We start from the raw sequence: 15979 nt of genomic DNA, 5'->3' as shown, positions 1-15979 counted from the left end.
GGCCGCTGGGGTCGATCGGGATTTATCAATTATCGATAAGTGCGTTTAGCGGACTTTCAAGTTTGCTACGAATTGACTGATCTCTTCAAGCGCCGCCTCTTGCTCCGCTTCGTTACGAAGCTTCGGCAATACCTCTTCGATCTTGCGAACAATCGCGCTGCCGACGATGACGCCGTCGCTCTGCTTGCTGAAGCGTTCAACCTGTTCACGGCTCGAGATGCCGAAGCCCACCGCGATAGGCACTTCCGCTGCAGCGCGAACGTCCGAGAGGAACTCGTCAATGCCAGCATGGAAGTCGGCGCGAACACCAGTAACACCTAGCGAGGATACGCAGTAGACGAAGCCACGGGCACGTGCTGCAATGCGAGCAACACGTTCCTTCGAAGTAGGCGCCACGAGCGGAATGAGGTGAATGTTCGCCTCTTCGGCCATCTCACGCAGGTCGCCGTCTTCTTCGAGCGGCAGATCCGGAATAATAAGTCCGCTGATGCCCTTATCCATGCAGAGCTCGAAGAAACGCTCAAATCCGAGCTGCAGTACAGGGTTGAAGTACGTGAACAGAATGAACGGAAGCTTAACGCCAGTTTTGCGAGCTTCTTCAGCAACATTGAGCACGCCTTCAATCGTCACTTGTCCGCCAGCTAGCGCACGTTCCGAAGCCCGTTGAATGACAGGCCCGTCAGCTAGTGGATCTGAATAAGGTACGCCGAGCTCAATCATATCGGCGCCTGCTTCTTCGAGCTTGCGGATAATTTGGACCGAAGTCGCATAATCAGGATCGCCAATCGTAAGGAACGGGATAAGAGCAGTACCGTCCTGTTCCTTCAATCGAGCAAAAGTTGCATCAATGAGATTCATTGCCGTCACCTCCCAAGTAGCCCATGATCGCTTCTACGTCTTTGTCGCCGCGGCCGGACAAGCTGACGACGATAATCTCGTCTTCGCCGAGCGTTGGGGCCAGCTTGATCGTCTGCGCGATCGCGTGTGCCGATTCTAATGCCGGAAGAATACCTTCCGTACGCGATAGAAGTTGAAGGGCTTCCAGAGCTTCTGCATCCGTAATCGGTACATACTTGGCACGGCCCGAATCTTTGAGGTAAGCATGCTCAGGGCCGATGCCTGGGTAATCAAGTCCAGCGGAAATCGAGTGAGCCGGCTGTACTTGACCGTACTCATCCTGCAGTACATAGCTGAGCGAGCCTTGGAAGACGCCGTGACGGCCTTTGGTCATCGTAGCAGCATGTTCGTCCGTATCGACGCCCTTGCCGGCTGCTTCTACCCCGATCAGCTTAACCGACTCATCTTCGACGAACGGATAGAAAATACCGATCGCGTTGCTGCCGCCGCCAACCGCTGCGACAACGTAGTCCGGAAGACGTCCCTCTTCCTTCAACATTTGCTCCCGAGCTTCGTCGCCGATAATGCGTTGGAAGTCGCGGACAATTTGCGGATAAGGATGTGGTCCTGTAACCGAACCAAGAATATAGTACGTGTCATCAACGTTGCTAACCCAGTAACGAAGCGTTTCGTTGCATGCATCCTTAAGCGTACGAGTGCCAGACATGACAGGTACGACTTCTGCGCCGAGCAGCTGCATACGGAATACGTTCAGCTGTTGACGCTTCGTGTCCTCTTCGCCCATGAACACTTTGCATTCCATACCGAGCAGCGCCGCGACAGTGGCGGAAGCAACACCGTGTTGTCCGGCGCCCGTTTCTGCAATGATCTTCGTTTTGCCCATACGCTTCGCAAGGAGCCCTTGACCAAGCGTATTGTTGATTTTGTGCGCACCCGTATGGTTCAGGTCCTCGCGCTTGAGATAGATCTTTGCGCCGCCAAGCTTCTTCGTCAGCCGCTCTGCGTAGTAGAGCGACGTTGGACGTCCGGAATATTTGTCGAGCAAATAACGAAGCTCCGCTTGAAATTCCGGGTCTTTCGAATACATATTGTATGCCTCTTCGAGCTCATTCAGCGCATTCATCAACGTCTCTGGAACGTAGCGCCCGCCGAACTGGCCAAACCGGCCTCTCTCGTCAGGTAATTGGGTCATGCTTCCCACACCTTTCTTACGAATGTTTTGATTTTGTCGATATCTTTAACCCCGTCCGTCTCAACGCCGCTGGAGACGTCTACACCGTCAGGGCTGTATTCCTTGACCAAGAACTCTACATTATCGAGACTCAGGCCTCCCGCCACGTAGAGGGGAACGCCAATCTCAGCGGATGCTTCCTTGTAGCGATTAATGACTGACCAATCGAAAGCGGTTCCCGTTCCGCCGCCTGCCGTATCGATCAACACTGCATCAACATGCCCTTTATATGGCATCAATTGCTGCTTCGCATCGACGACATTCGACTCTCCTCCGTCGCGGCCAAGGTGGAACACTTTCCACACTTGAACGCCAAGCTCCCGCTTCGCTGCTTCACAGTCTTCCGGCGTTTCACTGCCATGAAGCTGAACGACGTCCAGCGAAGCCGTATTCACGGCATGCGCAAGCGAAGCGAGGTCGCTATTAACGAATACGCCTACCGCAAGCGGCGCTTGCCCCGACGAAGTCGGCGCTTTCCAAGCACGCACTTCTGCTATGAGTTCAGCAGCTTGTTCTGCTGAAACTTGCCGTTTGCTCGGCGCGAATATGAAGCCAACAGCCTCGATGTCTAGATCATGCATATCACGAATGGTTGCAGTGTCACGCAGCCCGCATATTTTGATCCGCGTATAGGTTCCCTGACTTACCGTGGGACGAGAAGCATCGCTCATCGTACGCCCACCGGTCCCATCAGCTCCTCAATGGCATTGCCGACATGCGGCTTGCGCATGAAATGCTCGCCGATCAGAACACCGTCTGCTCCAACCGATTTCAAGTAAGCCATATCGTCTACGCCTGCAATACCGCTCTCGCTAATGAGGGTAATGCCTTTGCCCTTCGGAATAATGCCAATCAACTCTTCTGTCGTCTTCAGATTGGTCACGAAGGAACGCAGATCACGGTTATTGATACCGATGAGCGTAGCCTTGTCGAGTTCCAATACCGTCTCGAGTTCTTGGCGGTCATGCACTTCCACAAGCGCATCAAGTCCAATGGACTTCGCAATGTCGTGGAACTCCGACAATTGTTCCTTCGTCAGAATGGCTGCAATGAGGAGTACTGCATCGGCGCCGAGATCACGAGCTTCATAGATCTGACGATAATCAATCGTAAAATCTTTGCGCAGCAGCGGCACATTAACGGCTTGGCGAACAGCCTGCAAGTACTCATTCGAGCCTTGGAAGTAATCGCGGTCCGTCAGAACCGAGATGCAATCCGTACCCGCCTCTTCGTAGGCGCGCGCCAGGTGAACAGGATGGAAATCTTCACGAATTAACCCTTTGGAAGGGGAAGCCTTCTTTACTTCTGCAATCAAGCCCATAGGACGCTTGCGTCCCGCTGCCGACACGGCACGCTCGAAGCCGAGCGTAGCCGCCATATCTGCAATACGCCGCTCATATGCTTCAAGTGAGAACCGTCCGGACAGCTCCTCTACTTCCTGCTTCTTCGTTACTACGATGCGATCAAGAAACATGTCCCAACTCTCCCGTCGTTTGAATAAGCTGTTCCAGCTTCGCAAGCGCTTTGCCGGAATCGATCATTGCCGCAGCCTGCTGTACGCCCTCGCTGAGCGAGTTGACAGCGCCGCCCATATAAATGCATGCACCCGCATTCGCCAATACAACATCCCGATAAGCACCCTGCTCTTGGCCCGTCATAATCGATCGAATAATAGCTGCATTGTCAGAAGCTTCTCCGCCAATTATCGCATCGATCGAATGACGGCGCAATCCAAGCTCTTCCGGCGTCAGATCGTACGTCCGTACAACGCCGTCCTGCAGCTCCGAAATTTGCGTTGGCGCCGATATGCTGATCTCATCCAGACCATCATGGCTGCTTACAACCATCGCACGCTTCAGGCCAAGATCACCCAGCACTTCTGCAATCGTCTCCGTCTTGGTACGATCATATAGGCCCAGCAACTGACGGTCAGCGCCGGCTGGATTCGTCAATGGTCCAAGCATATTGAAAATCGTCCGAATGCCAAGCTCTTTGCGCGGTGCCGCCGCATGGCGCAGCGAAGGATGGTACAGCTGAGCGAACATGAACACGATGCCGATCTCGTTCAGACAAGCTGCCGCTTGCTCCGGCGACAGCGTTATGTTCACGCCTAGCGCTTCCAGCACATCCGCGCTGCCTGTTTTGCCAGACATCGCACGGTTGCCGTGTTTCGCTACACGAACGCCAGCCGCTGCAGCGATGATGGACGAGGAGGTCGAAATATTGAATTTGTGAATACCGGAGCCGCCCGTGCCGCATGTATCTAGAAGGTTAGTCTGTTCCGTCATAACATGATTGGAATAAGCACGCATCGCAAGGGCGAATCCTGTAATTTCGTCGCGTGTCTCGCCTTTCATACGCAGTGCAGTCGCAATGCCGCCGATTTGTGCAGGCGTCGCTTCGCCGCGCATGATGTAGCCCATCACTTCTTGTGCTTCATCGCGGTTCAGATGCTGCCCGCTGATCAGCTTGTTCATCGCGCCTGCCAGCGTGATCGTCGAATTCGTCAACGTCGTCATTAGTTGTTCGCCCCCTGCGTCGTAATCATTTCATAATCCGTGTTAATCGTTGTTCCCGCCTGAACAGTTGTACGTTTCTCGCTCGCGAACAGAAGCTCTGCTGTCCGAATCGCCTTCAAGCTTGCTTTCGCTTTGTTAACCGTCTCTTCGTATTCCTTCTCCGGAACCGAATCCCATACGATGCCTGCTCCAGCTTGTACATACGCTTTGCCGTTCTTGAAAATAATTGTCCGAATCGTGATGCAAGTATTCAGGCTTCCGCCGAATCCGAGATAACCAATCGCACCTGCGTAAGCGCCGCGCGATTCATTCTCAAACTCTGCAATAATCTCCATAGCGCGAAGCTTAGGAGCGCCTGATACCGTACCTGCTGGCAAGCAGGAGATGAAAGCATCGAAGAAGTCTTTATCCTGACGCAGCTTGCCGCTAACATTCGATACGATGTGCATAACGTGCGAATACCGCTCAATCTCCATATAGGAATCGCAGTGAACCGAACCAAACTCCGAGACACGGCCAATATCGTTGCGGCCCAGGTCAACCAGCATCAGATGTTCAGCGCGTTCCTTCTCATCTGCCAGCAGTTCGACTTCTAGTGCCGCATCTTCTTCCGGCGTACGGCCTCTTGGACGTGTACCCGCGATTGGACGGGTTTCAACTTTGTCTCCTTCGACCTTAACGAGCGCTTCCGGCGATGTTCCTACAATAATCTCATCGTCAAGCTTCAGGTAATACATATATGGCGATGGGTTCATCGTGCGAAGCACGCGGTATACATGCAGCGGATCTACTTCCGTTTCAATACTGAAGCGTTGGGAAAGCACTACTTGGAAAATATCGCCGGCGCGAATATATTCCTTCGCTGCATCTACATTCGATATGAACTTCTCTTTCGTCATGTTCGACTGCACATCGCCGAGATCCGGATCTTGCGGAATCGGTCCGCCGCTCGTCATTTGCATCGGAAGCGGCTGCTGCAGCTTCTCGATCGTCGCATCGATGCGAACGCATGTCGCTTCATATGCGGCTTGGATCTGCTGATCCGTTGCGCCTTCTTCGATATGAACGTTGCCGATTACTTGAATTTGCTGCTTCATATGATCGAAGACGATGACTTGATCGCAGAACATGAATTGCAGATCGTTCATATTGAGATCATCAACGCGATGCTTCGGCAGCTTCTCATAATATTGCAGCAGATCGTAACCGAAGAAGCCGATTGCACCGCCAGTGAATGGCGGAAGGTCTTTGATCTGCGGGCTGCGATAGGACCGCAGTTTCGCTTTGAGCAGTTCGAGCGGCTTGTCATGAAGCTCTGTCTTCACTCCCTGCTGCTCCAGAATCATCGTGCCGTTCTTGCCATATAGAAGAAGGAATGGATCCGTGCCGATGAACGAATAACGAGCCCATTGTACGCCGCCCTCCACACTTTCCAGCAGGAACGCATTGCGCTCCTTGTAGAAATGTTGAAACACGCGAATCGGTGTTTCCGTGTCTGCCATCGTGTGGCGGACGATTGGAATCAGGTTGTACGTACCAGCTAGTTGAATGACTTGCTGCAGCTCGTTGTTCATAGCGGATCTCTCCCTCGTGTTCATCTGAATTAAAAAAGCTCCTGCCGATGGCAGGAGCTTAACATGTAGGATGAGTGCATACAAAGAGAGAATACGAGGAAAGAAATGTGCCTTGATGATAGAATGCCCGCATAATTCCTAATTATCCCTAGGAATACATGCCACAATCCTCAACAAAGTCCATTCATCAATCGCTCAACTAAGCTTATCTCTTCTATACTCAGCTCTGCTCATCTCTACCGTTAGCTTCTACTGCTCACGGTCTGTACTGCTTCTATCTTGCCTCGTCTGTACTGCTCTACTTACGTTCTAATAACGACTTAACTTGGTATAACTATACATCGTCTACTAACGAACGTCAATGAGAAAATCTCACATGAAACCATTCGTCAATTACGCTTTGGACAGATCGGGACGAAGCAAGCGCGCGCCTCTCAGATAGACGTGTTTAATCTCGGCCTGCGTCTTCGTCGTATTCACATGGAGCATGAAACGGATGCATTTCTCCAAGCTGCCTTTAACCGGAATTTCCAATGCGCATGTTACGGGTACAAGCTCCCAGCCTGGCATTACTCGAATGGCTTTGGCAGGGAAGGTCGAATCCAACTCGCCTGTTACCGTAATCAATACGCTGCAAATATCTTCTGGAGCGAATCCGTTCTCTGCTACGATCGCATTGAACAATTCAACTGTTGCATCAAGAATTTGACCTTCTTCATTGCGCTCTACCGTGACGGCGCCGCGAACTCCACGTACACTCATTGCCAATCGGCCTCCTGTTTCAATTGTTCTACTGTCTCACGCACGAGCGAGGCTGCTACATCCGAACGAACCTCAACCCGGCCGATTGCGGTTGGCACGACATAGACAATGCTGCCTTCCGTAAACTTCTTATCGTGCATCATTGCACGCATAATGGCATCTGTGTCAAAATGCTCTGGCAAACGTACCGGCAGGCCGGACTTGCCAAACACGCGTTTCGTCACATCGTACACGTCTTGCGGCGCACCAAGCTTCACCCCAACAAGCGCAGATCCAATCATGCCGATTGCAATGGCTTCACCATGCGTAAGCTCACCGTAGCCAGCGACCGCTTCAAGCGCATGGCCAATCGTATGACCCAGGTTCAGGATGGCACGCAGGCCGCCTTCACGCTCATCGACCGATACGACTGCCGCTTTAACGCTGCAGCCTTTATACAACGCATAACCAAGCGCTTCAGGATCAAGCGCGAGCAGCTTGTCCATGTTCTCATCGCACCAGTCGACGAAGGACGCGTCCCAGATAAGGCCGTGCTTGATTACTTCCGCAAGGCCGCATTGCACTTGGCGCAGCGGCAGCGATTGCAGCGTGTTCAAGTCAAACAACACGAATGCTGGCTGATGGAATGCGCCGATAATATTCTTCGCATGCGGATGGTTGACAGCAACCTTGCCGCCTACACTGCTGTCGTGCGCAAGAATCGTTGTTGGAATCTGTACGAAACGAATGCCGCGCATATATGCTGCTGCCACATAACCTGCAAGATCGCCTACAACACCGCCGCCTAATGCGATAATCGTCGATTTGCGGTCAAGTCCTGCATCAAGCGCCTTCGTAATCAAATCTTCGAACATCGTCAGCGACTTCGAGCCTTCGCCCGCAGGTACAACAGCCGATGTGACCTTATAGCCTGCGCTTGACAGAATCGATACCAGTGAATCCAAATATAACGGCGCAATATGATCGTCTGTAATGATCATGAGCGGCGATTTCTTGGTTACACCATGCTTCTCAAGATAATCGGAAGTCTCCTGGAGAAGACCTTCTCCTATGTAAATCGGATAGGAGCGTTCGCCCAAATCAACCGTAAGTTCTCTAACTACATTCGTACCGTTCACTTATCATTGCGCTCCCTTCACCGGCTATTGGAAGCCCGGCAATGAATATACCCGTAACATCTTTGCTAATTATAGTACAGCCCCTTCGGTTTGACAAGAAACGTCAAGTGTGCGAACAGGCTGATAGGGCAAGGTTTCTGCGCCATTGACAGCCTTTGAAACAGACCTTGCAGAAGCAAAAAACCAGCTGCTTAGAAGCAGCTGGTTCAGCTTAATCCGATCCGATAATTATCGCATGACTGACGTACGTTCATTACGTTCCGGCGGCTCGATGACCGATCCCGGACCATCCATTACCGTACGAAGCTGTTCACAGCTCATACCGACAATTTGCGCACATTCCGAGATCGTAATCCACCCGCGCCGGTATGCTGCGAACGCTTTGCGCTTATCCATCTTGTCCCTCCATGGCGTTCGATTCCATTAACCTAGTATAGCAACAAGATGGTGCTGTCATACATTCGTCTTCGTGCAGCTGATATGAGCGAAAGAGTGCTGATGAATGGGAGCGATAACGAGAACCTTCAAACTTTTTTCCGATAAAAGAACGTTTCAGCCGTCTCGAAATTATACTGCTGCGGAGTGAATATCTGCTCCGTGCTTCCGACGAACAGAATGCCACCCGGCTTCAGTGCATTCGAGAACCGCTGGTAGATCTGATGCTTCGCTTCTTCCGTGAAGTAGATCATAACGTTGCGGCAGATGATCAAATCATAGGGGCCGCCATAAGAATCATGAAGCAAATTGTGCTGCTTGTATCGAATGGCACGTTTGATCCGATCATCAACCGAATAGATATCGCCGTCGCGCGTAAAATATTGGTTCAAATACGGCTTGGGCACATCGCGGACCGAACGATCCTGATACAGGCCGCTCTGCGCTTTCTTGATTACGTTCTGATCGAGGTCTGTCGCCGTAATCGTCGCGCGGTTCAATGCGCCCATTCGATCCAAGATCATCGCCGTCGTATAAGGCTCGTCACCAGTAGAGCAAGCTGCGCTCCAGATGGCTATCCGATTGCCGCCGGACAGCAGTTCGGGCAGAAATCGTTCCTCGAGCATCGCCCATCGATTCGGATTGCGCCAGAACTCAGATACGTTAATTGTCATCCGGTCTAGAAACTCATCCATGAGAGCTGACTCGCGCGCCAGAGCGTCAAGGTATGCTGCAAATGTACTAAATCCATGCTTCTGTCTTAGCGTCGTTAGACGACGTTTCATCTGCGTTTCTTTGTACTGCCCGAGATCGATTGCGGTTCGTTTCTTGATCTGCTCCACGAACTTGTCATAATCCGCATCCACCAAGCTGGCATCCTCCTGTCATGACTGCTTATGTCGCACTAGATCCAACGTTGAATCGTCAACTCATAATCGATAAGTTGTTCAGGTGCGAAGAACAGTGCAATCTCGCGTTCTGCATTGTCGATTGAATCCGAACCGTGAATCAGGTTGAACCTTGTATGTACCGCGTAATCCGAGCGAATCGTGCCCGGCAGCGCTTCTACCGCATCCGTCTTCCCGATCAGCGCGCGGGTCAGGGCAATAACATTGTCCCCTTCCCACACCATAGCGAATACCGGTCCGGATGTCGTGAATTCAATTAATGGCTCGTAGAACGACTTACCCTTATGCTCAGCATAATGACGCTCCGCAAGCTCCGGGCTAATCAGCATCATCTTGCTCGCAATGAGCTTCAGCCCTTTGCGCTCGAAGCGCCCGACGATTTCACCAATTAATCCCCGCTGCACGCCATCCGGCTTTATCATCAGAAATGTTCTCTCCATCGTCTCTTACCCCTTTCACATAACCGAACCGTAACTTAATAATTGCGCTTATTCACAAAATGAGCGATATCCCGCAAGCTTTTCTTCGCCGGAATATCGGGAAGTCCTTCTAAAGCAGCCAACGCTTTCTGAATATATCGTTCTGCAAGCTGCTCGGATTGTTCAATGCCGCGACTGCCGCGAATGAGTCGAATCGCTTCGGTCGTGTTAGCCGTTCCGTCCGACTCTCGAATTCGTTTAATCTCTTGCAGCAGCGGAACGCGAATGGCTTGTTCCTGCAGAGCGATAAGAACTGGCAGCGTCATGTTGCCTTGGCGAATATCAGAGCCCGGCGGTTTGCCGATCTGTTTGGCTGTTCCGCATAAATCAAGAAGGTCATCGCGAATTTGGAACGTCATCCCGACGTTGTAGCCGTATCGATACAACTGATTCGATACCTTCTCGCTCACCCCTGCGGCAATCGCACCGAGCTGGCAGCTAATTGCGATAAGCAGCGCCGTCTTGCGACGGATACGCAGCAGGTAACGACGAATCGATTGTTCCGTATTGAAGAAGTCACGAATCTGCTCCATCTCTCCAATGCACATCTCAACCATTGCTTTGGACAAGATCTGATGAATACGCGGGTTATCCAGCTGCGTCGCCACCGTGAGCGCTTTGCCGTGAATGTAATCGCCCGTATACATCGCAATCCGATTGTCCCACTTGGACTTGACGGTCAATTGGCCGCGGCGGGTCTCGGCATCATCAATGACGTCATCATGGACTAGCGATGCCATATGAATCAATTCCAGTGGCACGGCTACCCACTTCATTACGTCGAGATTGTAATGGCCGAACTTGCCGGAGAGAAGCACGATAACGGGACGAATCCGTTTGCCGCCTGCCTTCAGCAAGTGCACCGACGTCTCCGTCATCATCGTATGATCCGACGTCACCGCCTTCGCGAGCTCCGATTCGATTACGTTGAGATCGCCCTTCATCCGGGCGAATATATCCATTAGTTTCATTGGGTTCCATCCTTAAGGTTTTGCTAATGCAAAACCAACTTCGTAAGCATGACAAGAGCTATTGAAAAAATGCGAGTTCCGGTTCTCGTTCGAGCAGCCCTAACTGAGCGGCGTAACGGAAGTACAGCCGAAGCCCTTCCTGCCTTCGCTGCCCGAAATCATATTTGAGTGTCTGAAAATAATGATGCCAATAGTCCGGCGTACCGCCAAGCTGTTCACACGCTTGACGTACGAGCGGACTAAGATCAAACAAGCTCTTATTTTTACTATCTATCATAGCACGATGTACGGCTTCAATCCCATCATGATGTTCAGACGCCGCTTCCTTACGAACAGCTACGACAGCATAGGTCATTCCATAGCCGGTGAAACGATGCCACATCTCGCCTAGGTCGAACACTTCAAGCCCTTTGTCCAGCCATGAAGCATGAATCGCAGTGTCGCCAATGAGAAGCGCAGCATCCGCATGCTCGAGCATACGATCAAGGTCTGGCTCCATCGTTTCGTAAGAAGGATTGCCCTCTAGGTAGCAGGTCATTAGAATTTTGAGCAAGTTGACTGAAGTTGCGGACGTATTCGTCAGCGCAATGCGGCCGTTACGCACCTCATCTAGCGGCTTCTTCGAGAAGAGCAGGATGGAATGCACGGTACCTTCAGAGCTTACCGATAGATCGGGAAGCAGCATATATTGATCAGCGTTATACGCATAAGCGAACGACGAAACAGCAGACATTGCCAGTTCGCCATCCATCAGAGCGCGGTTCAACTGTGCAGGAATGCGGGAGACGATATGCGCGCCATGCGGCGCAAGCACATCATTCGTAGCATAATGGAATAATGGCCATGCATTCGCATAATCGATGCGGCCAACGGACAGCGGTACTTCATTCCGCATGTCCTTCACCTCCCCATCTCTTGAATAGGCGGTGTTCAATCGCCATGATGTCAAGTACTTTGCCAACCAAGAAATCGACCAGGTCATCTATACTTTGCGGCCCAAAGTAAAAAGCCGGCATCGCCGGCACAAGCTTAACGCCCATTCTAGCGAGTGTCAGCATATTCTCAAGGTGAATCGCATGCAGAGGCGTTTCTCTTGGCACGATGATGAGCTGACGCCCTTCTTTCATCATGACATCCGCTGCCCTTGTCATCAGATCATCCGATATGCCATGAGCGATCGAAGCGAGCGTTCCCATCGAGCAGGGCATGATGATCATGCCGTCAACTCGGAACGATCCGCTGGCAATCGAAGCGCCGATATCTGCGTTCGGGTGGAAGGTCAAGCGACCTCCACCTTCCACTTGGCTGAATCTTTCATCAAGCGCGGCCTGTCGCCGCGTGACGTCCCAGCCAAGCTCCTCTTTCAGAACCCTCCATCCGGCATCTGTCACAACGACATGAACTTCGGCACCCTCACGGAGAAGCACCTCAATCAATCGAATACCATAGATGGAGCCGCTTGCGCCCGTAATGCCGACTACCCAACGAGGAGGCCGCGCAGCTGCCCCGTGCTGCAGTCCGTTTACCATTGATGAAGCACCAGTACATCCAAGAGTGTAAAGGCGAATAACACGACGCTAAGCGTTCCGTTCATTGGGAAGAAGGCGATTTGAACGCGGCTCAAGTCGTTCGGACGAACCAGCCAATGTTGATAGAACAAAATAATGATAGCAATAATCGTTCCAACCAAGAATAGCCAGCTTAGATTCGTCAGAATAACAAGAGAAGCAAAGCAAATTGCTGTTGCGATATGGAACGAACGCGCAATCCATAGCGCACGACTGATGCCGAAGCGCGCTGGGATGGAATGTACTTTATGCTTCCGGTCAAACTCAAAGTCCTGCGTAGCGTATACCGTATCGAAACCTGCAAGCCACAAAGCAACTGCGGCGTACAGAACCCACGCTGCTGCATCGAACTTGCCGGTTACTGCCACCCAAGCGCCAAGCGGCGACAATCCGATCGTCAGGCCGAGAACGACGTGACACAGCCAAGTGAAGCGCTTCGTGTAGGAGTACAGCACAAGCATGAATACAGCAATCGGCATCAGTTGAACACACAGCGGATTCAACTGCGTAGAAGCCCAAATCAGCAAAGCGAATGAAACGATAATGAATACAATAACTTCTCCGATCTTCAACAAACCAGCTGGTATTGCACGTTTCTCCGTTCGCGGATTAAGTGCGTCAATGCCAGCGTCAATAAGCCGGTTAAGTCCCATGGCAGCACTGCGAGCGCCGACCATGGCAAGAATAATCCATCCGATCTCTGACCAAGCAGGAAGCTTGTCGTTCTCGACGATACCGCCAAGAATGGCGCCCATAAATGCGAATGGCAAAGCAAAAATCGTATGTTCAAACTTGATCATTTCTAAGAAGATGCGTATTTTGCGTATCATTGCTTGTCTTTCCCCTTTACGCCGATATGCAGCGCAGCGACGCCACCCGTCAAAGGAAAGGCTTGTACGTTCTGCAGACCGGTATCTCTAAACATCTGCGCTAGTTGTTCGCGTCCCGGAAACGCCCTGAGCGATTCAGGCAGCCATTTGTATTGCTCATAGCTCTTTGCCACAACGCGTCCCATAAACGGTAGAATTCGTTCGAAATAAAAATTATACATGCCTTTGAACGGCTGCCAGGTCGGCTTGGACACTTCCAAACAAACAACACGACCGCCCGGCTTCACGACGCGCTGCATCTCCTGCAGCACACGCGAATAGTCCGGCACATTGCGCAGGCCGAACCCAATCGTTGCATAATCAAAGGAATTGTCAGGGAATGGAAGCTCCATCGCATTGCCCTGTACGAGCTCGATCTGGCTGTTGAGCCCTTCTTTGTCTACCTTCGTCTTACCTACCTCAAGCATGTTTGAGCTAAAATCAAGCCCGACAGTGCGGCCGCTCTGGCTTGCCTTTGCAATTGCAATCGTCCAATCGCAAGTGCCGCAGCACAAGTCGATAGCCGTAGCTCCTGGCTGTACGTTCATTTGCTTCATCGTAAACTTACGCCACGCTTTATGACGGCGAAAACTAATTAGATCATTCATTAGATCATATTTGGGAGCAATCTTCTGAAAGACAGACTGCACATGTGTTTCCTTGGAATGCGTATCCACGCTGTCACCTCATCTCGTTATGCATCACGGGTTCTGCCAGCGATTGCAAGAATGTGTCTGCAATACTGTTCAATTCACCCGTGCACTGACTATTCGTCAGACGTTCTACCGCTGTCTTGAATTGTTCCACTTGTCGTGCAAGCATCTCCTCAAGCATCTCCGGTATCCGGAAACTGCTTGCCAGCTCCATGCTTGCCTGCTGGCCAGTATCTGAGCCAACAAGTTCTTCCAATAGCTGCCGGTCTTCACGCGATCCATTCTGTACGACGTACCAGTATCCCCAGCCTGTCAACTGCTGCCGTTGTCGAGCTCGCTGCCATTCCTCGTGAATGGTTTCACAACGAGAGACTGTAGTAAGCAAGTCGTTCCAATGGCTGGATAACGGCTCTTCGAGCAATTCATCAAATCCGCGGAACAGCTCTGATTTGATTGATGCGCTGTAGCCAACATACTGTTCTGCCGACATCAGAAGTTGCTGCTGTTGCGTATAGAAATCCATTTTTAATCGATTGACTTCGCACACCGCTTCGCTCAGCTTACGAACCATTCCGACCTTGCCAGCTTGAGCAAGCAGATTGTAGAACCTACTGCTGTAATAGTCGCCGCCCAGCACATTCAATTGTCTTGTGCGCATCGCACGCTCCGATAGCTGGGTGGTGCTCGTGTCTATTCGATCATGTGTGTCGAGGCCCATCTGAACGAGAGCAACAACGACAGCGTATAGCTCATGATGCTCTTTCTCCTTGCCATATGCATTCAAACATGCAGCAAGCAGTCGAATGCGCGCTTCTGGAAAAGCAGGCAATTCCGCATATAACGAAAGCATGTCATGCTCGGTGTATTTGCGAGTAAGTTGTACGATTCGGTCATGTATCATCTTAAGAAAGCCTCCGAACAGAGCAGCAATGCTTGCTGTCCAATTATCTAAACTATTATAGCACAAACAGGCCTTCGCGCCTACGCATGCTCTTGTTGTTCACGATATTGCTACAGGAGGCAATTCAGTCACCTTATTCACTGCTGCTGATCAATAAAAGCTGCATTGCGCTTCGACTGCCACAGCGGCGTGAAGGACATGCGCAGCCGGTTGCGCCAGTACGAATCGGTCTCCGCATTCTCAATGCCATGCCAGCCCTCTTCGCCTAGTCCGATCCAACGATCGGTCCGTCTCACGTCCGCCGCAAGCAGCAGCCGGTAGCCTGACCGATTCTGGCTCAGCGAACGCTCGAACATACCGGTCGCAGTCGACTGAGGCATCTCCCCGATGCGAAGCAGCACACGATTTACATTCGACAGCTGAAGGAATGACATTTGCCAGATCTGCTCCGCATCCTTCATCAGCGTTTGAACCGCCTCATCATCAAGCGTTTCGTCATCCGGTATGATCAAATCAAGCGACAACGTCGTTGAAGACCAATCTACCCGTTTCAGCTTCGCATGCAGCGAGAGCGTCAACAGCCAGTCCACGAGATTTGTATTCGTCAACCGTTTCTCAGCGGCTTGTGTCGGAGTCATATCTCGCAGCACCGGCGCCGCTTCATGTGGGTGAATAAACATCAGCATTCCTGTAATTAAAGCTGTAACCAGACTCATAGCCAGCATCGATCGGCCAAACGGCATAGAGGATCCCCGCTTTCGCTTGACCGCATTCCCTTGCAGCGGCCAGCTTGTTCTTCCTCTTATTGTACGATTCGAAGCTGAATGTCATTCCAATACCGTGAACAACAAAAAAAGCAGGCATTGCCTGCAGCACTTCTTTTACTGTTTAGTTATCCGTTTCGATCGTCCCATACTTCGTCAAGACAGTCGCTTTACCACGGATCTTGATGGCTGATGTATGATCGGTAAATTGAAAAATGAACACTTCGCCCCGATCAAGCTTCTCCGTGTGGTGGAATTTCGTATCGGTGCCACGTGTCAGTCCAATGACGACGACGCCTTGTTCCTTAGCCTTCACAACAATGTATTCGCCTTGGTTGTTATTGTTTTCCATGCCGCACCCTCCCTATA

General features: G+C 51.5%; 19 protein-coding genes. All 19 read right to left on the bottom strand.

Features of this window, described 5'->3' with window-relative positions; genetic code table 11:
- Positions 1 to 45 precede the first annotated feature (45 nt).
- Positions 46 to 858, bottom strand: coding sequence for a tryptophan synthase subunit alpha (gene trpA, locus H8B09_RS08625; protein ID WP_191203105.1), 813 nt, complete (start codon positions 856 to 858; stop codon positions 46 to 48).
- On the bottom strand, positions 845 to 2050 hold the full coding sequence (gene trpB, locus H8B09_RS08620; protein ID WP_191203104.1) for a tryptophan synthase subunit beta: 1206 nt from the start codon (positions 2048 to 2050) through the stop codon (positions 845 to 847). The genes trpA and trpB overlap by 14 nt, the downstream gene beginning before the upstream one ends.
- Positions 2047 to 2760 (bottom strand): phosphoribosylanthranilate isomerase, encoded by a 714-nt coding sequence (locus H8B09_RS08615; RefSeq protein ID WP_191203103.1) that lies wholly within the window; start codon positions 2758 to 2760, stop codon positions 2047 to 2049. The genes trpB and H8B09_RS08615 overlap by 4 nt, the downstream gene beginning before the upstream one ends.
- Complete coding sequence (gene trpC, locus H8B09_RS08610; RefSeq protein ID WP_191203102.1) at positions 2757 to 3563, bottom strand: indole-3-glycerol phosphate synthase TrpC; 807 nt, start codon at positions 3561 to 3563, stop codon at positions 2757 to 2759. Before trpC ends, H8B09_RS08615 begins: the two co-directional genes overlap by 4 nt.
- Positions 3553 to 4608, bottom strand: a complete 1056-nt coding sequence (trpD, locus tag H8B09_RS08605) for an anthranilate phosphoribosyltransferase (protein ID WP_191203101.1) — start codon at positions 4606 to 4608, stop codon at positions 3553 to 3555. The genes trpC and trpD overlap by 11 nt, the downstream gene beginning before the upstream one ends.
- Positions 4608 to 6182: an anthranilate synthase component I gene (trpE, locus tag H8B09_RS08600; RefSeq protein ID WP_191203100.1), complete on the bottom strand. Its 1575-nt coding sequence runs from the start codon at positions 6180 to 6182 to the stop codon at positions 4608 to 4610. The genes trpD and trpE overlap by 1 nt, the downstream gene beginning before the upstream one ends.
- Positions 6183 to 6575: 393 nt before the next feature.
- Positions 6576 to 6944: a chorismate mutase gene (aroH, locus tag H8B09_RS08595; RefSeq protein WP_191203099.1), complete on the bottom strand. Its 369-nt coding sequence runs from the start codon at positions 6942 to 6944 to the stop codon at positions 6576 to 6578.
- Positions 6941 to 8062 carry a 3-dehydroquinate synthase gene (gene aroB / locus H8B09_RS08590; protein WP_191203098.1) on the bottom strand — a complete coding sequence of 374 codons (1122 nt, stop codon included), beginning with the start codon at positions 8060 to 8062 and terminating at the stop codon, positions 6941 to 6943. The genes aroH and aroB overlap by 4 nt, the downstream gene beginning before the upstream one ends.
- A gap of 228 nt (positions 8063 to 8290) precedes the next feature.
- The gene (locus H8B09_RS08585) at positions 8291 to 8458 is read right to left on the bottom strand and encodes a hypothetical protein (RefSeq protein ID WP_191203097.1); all 168 of its coding nucleotides are present in this window, start codon (positions 8456 to 8458) and stop codon (positions 8291 to 8293) included.
- A gap of 128 nt (positions 8459 to 8586) precedes the next feature.
- On the bottom strand, positions 8587 to 9366 hold the full coding sequence (locus H8B09_RS08580; protein ID WP_191203096.1) for a CheR family methyltransferase: 780 nt from the start codon (positions 9364 to 9366) through the stop codon (positions 8587 to 8589).
- A 35-nt stretch (positions 9367 to 9401) separates the two neighbouring features.
- On the bottom strand, positions 9402 to 9845 hold the full coding sequence (gene ndk, locus H8B09_RS08575) for a nucleoside-diphosphate kinase (RefSeq protein ID WP_191203095.1): 444 nt from the start codon (positions 9843 to 9845) through the stop codon (positions 9402 to 9404).
- A 35-nt stretch (positions 9846 to 9880) separates the two neighbouring features.
- Positions 9881 to 10855 (bottom strand): polyprenyl synthetase family protein, encoded by a 975-nt coding sequence (locus H8B09_RS08570; protein ID WP_191203094.1) that lies wholly within the window; start codon positions 10853 to 10855, stop codon positions 9881 to 9883.
- A 58-nt stretch (positions 10856 to 10913) separates the two neighbouring features.
- Positions 10914 to 11750, bottom strand: a complete 837-nt coding sequence (locus tag H8B09_RS08565) for a menaquinone biosynthesis protein (protein ID WP_191203093.1) — start codon at positions 11748 to 11750, stop codon at positions 10914 to 10916.
- On the bottom strand, positions 11740 to 12384 hold the full coding sequence (locus H8B09_RS08560; RefSeq protein ID WP_191203092.1) for a UbiX family flavin prenyltransferase: 645 nt from the start codon (positions 12382 to 12384) through the stop codon (positions 11740 to 11742). The genes H8B09_RS08565 and H8B09_RS08560 overlap by 11 nt, the downstream gene beginning before the upstream one ends.
- Positions 12378 to 13253, bottom strand: a complete 876-nt coding sequence (locus tag H8B09_RS08555; RefSeq protein ID WP_191203091.1) for a UbiA-like polyprenyltransferase — start codon at positions 13251 to 13253, stop codon at positions 12378 to 12380. Before H8B09_RS08555 ends, H8B09_RS08560 begins: the two co-directional genes overlap by 7 nt.
- A complete protein-coding gene (locus H8B09_RS08550; RefSeq protein ID WP_191203090.1) occupies positions 13250 to 13969 on the bottom strand; it encodes a demethylmenaquinone methyltransferase in 720 nt (239 codons plus the stop codon). Before H8B09_RS08550 ends, H8B09_RS08555 begins: the two co-directional genes overlap by 4 nt.
- Before the next feature lie 4 nt (positions 13970 to 13973).
- A complete protein-coding gene (locus H8B09_RS08545) occupies positions 13974 to 14846 on the bottom strand; it encodes a heptaprenyl diphosphate synthase component 1 (RefSeq protein ID WP_191203089.1) in 873 nt (290 codons plus the stop codon).
- A 137-nt stretch (positions 14847 to 14983) separates the two neighbouring features.
- Complete coding sequence (locus H8B09_RS08540; protein ID WP_191203088.1) at positions 14984 to 15589, bottom strand: hypothetical protein; 606 nt, start codon at positions 15587 to 15589, stop codon at positions 14984 to 14986.
- Between the two features lie 145 nt (positions 15590 to 15734).
- The gene (gene mtrB, locus H8B09_RS08535; protein WP_191203087.1) at positions 15735 to 15962 is read right to left on the bottom strand and encodes a trp RNA-binding attenuation protein MtrB; all 228 of its coding nucleotides are present in this window, start codon (positions 15960 to 15962) and stop codon (positions 15735 to 15737) included.
- Positions 15963 to 15979 lie beyond the last annotated feature (17 nt).

It is taken from the genome of Paenibacillus terricola (assembly GCF_014779765.1).
Lineage (GTDB): Bacteria > Bacillota > Bacilli > Paenibacillales > Paenibacillaceae > Paenibacillus_T > Paenibacillus_T terricola.
The sequence above is the reverse complement of the archived record's forward strand: the minus strand, read 5'-3'. Positions and strand labels throughout refer to the sequence as shown.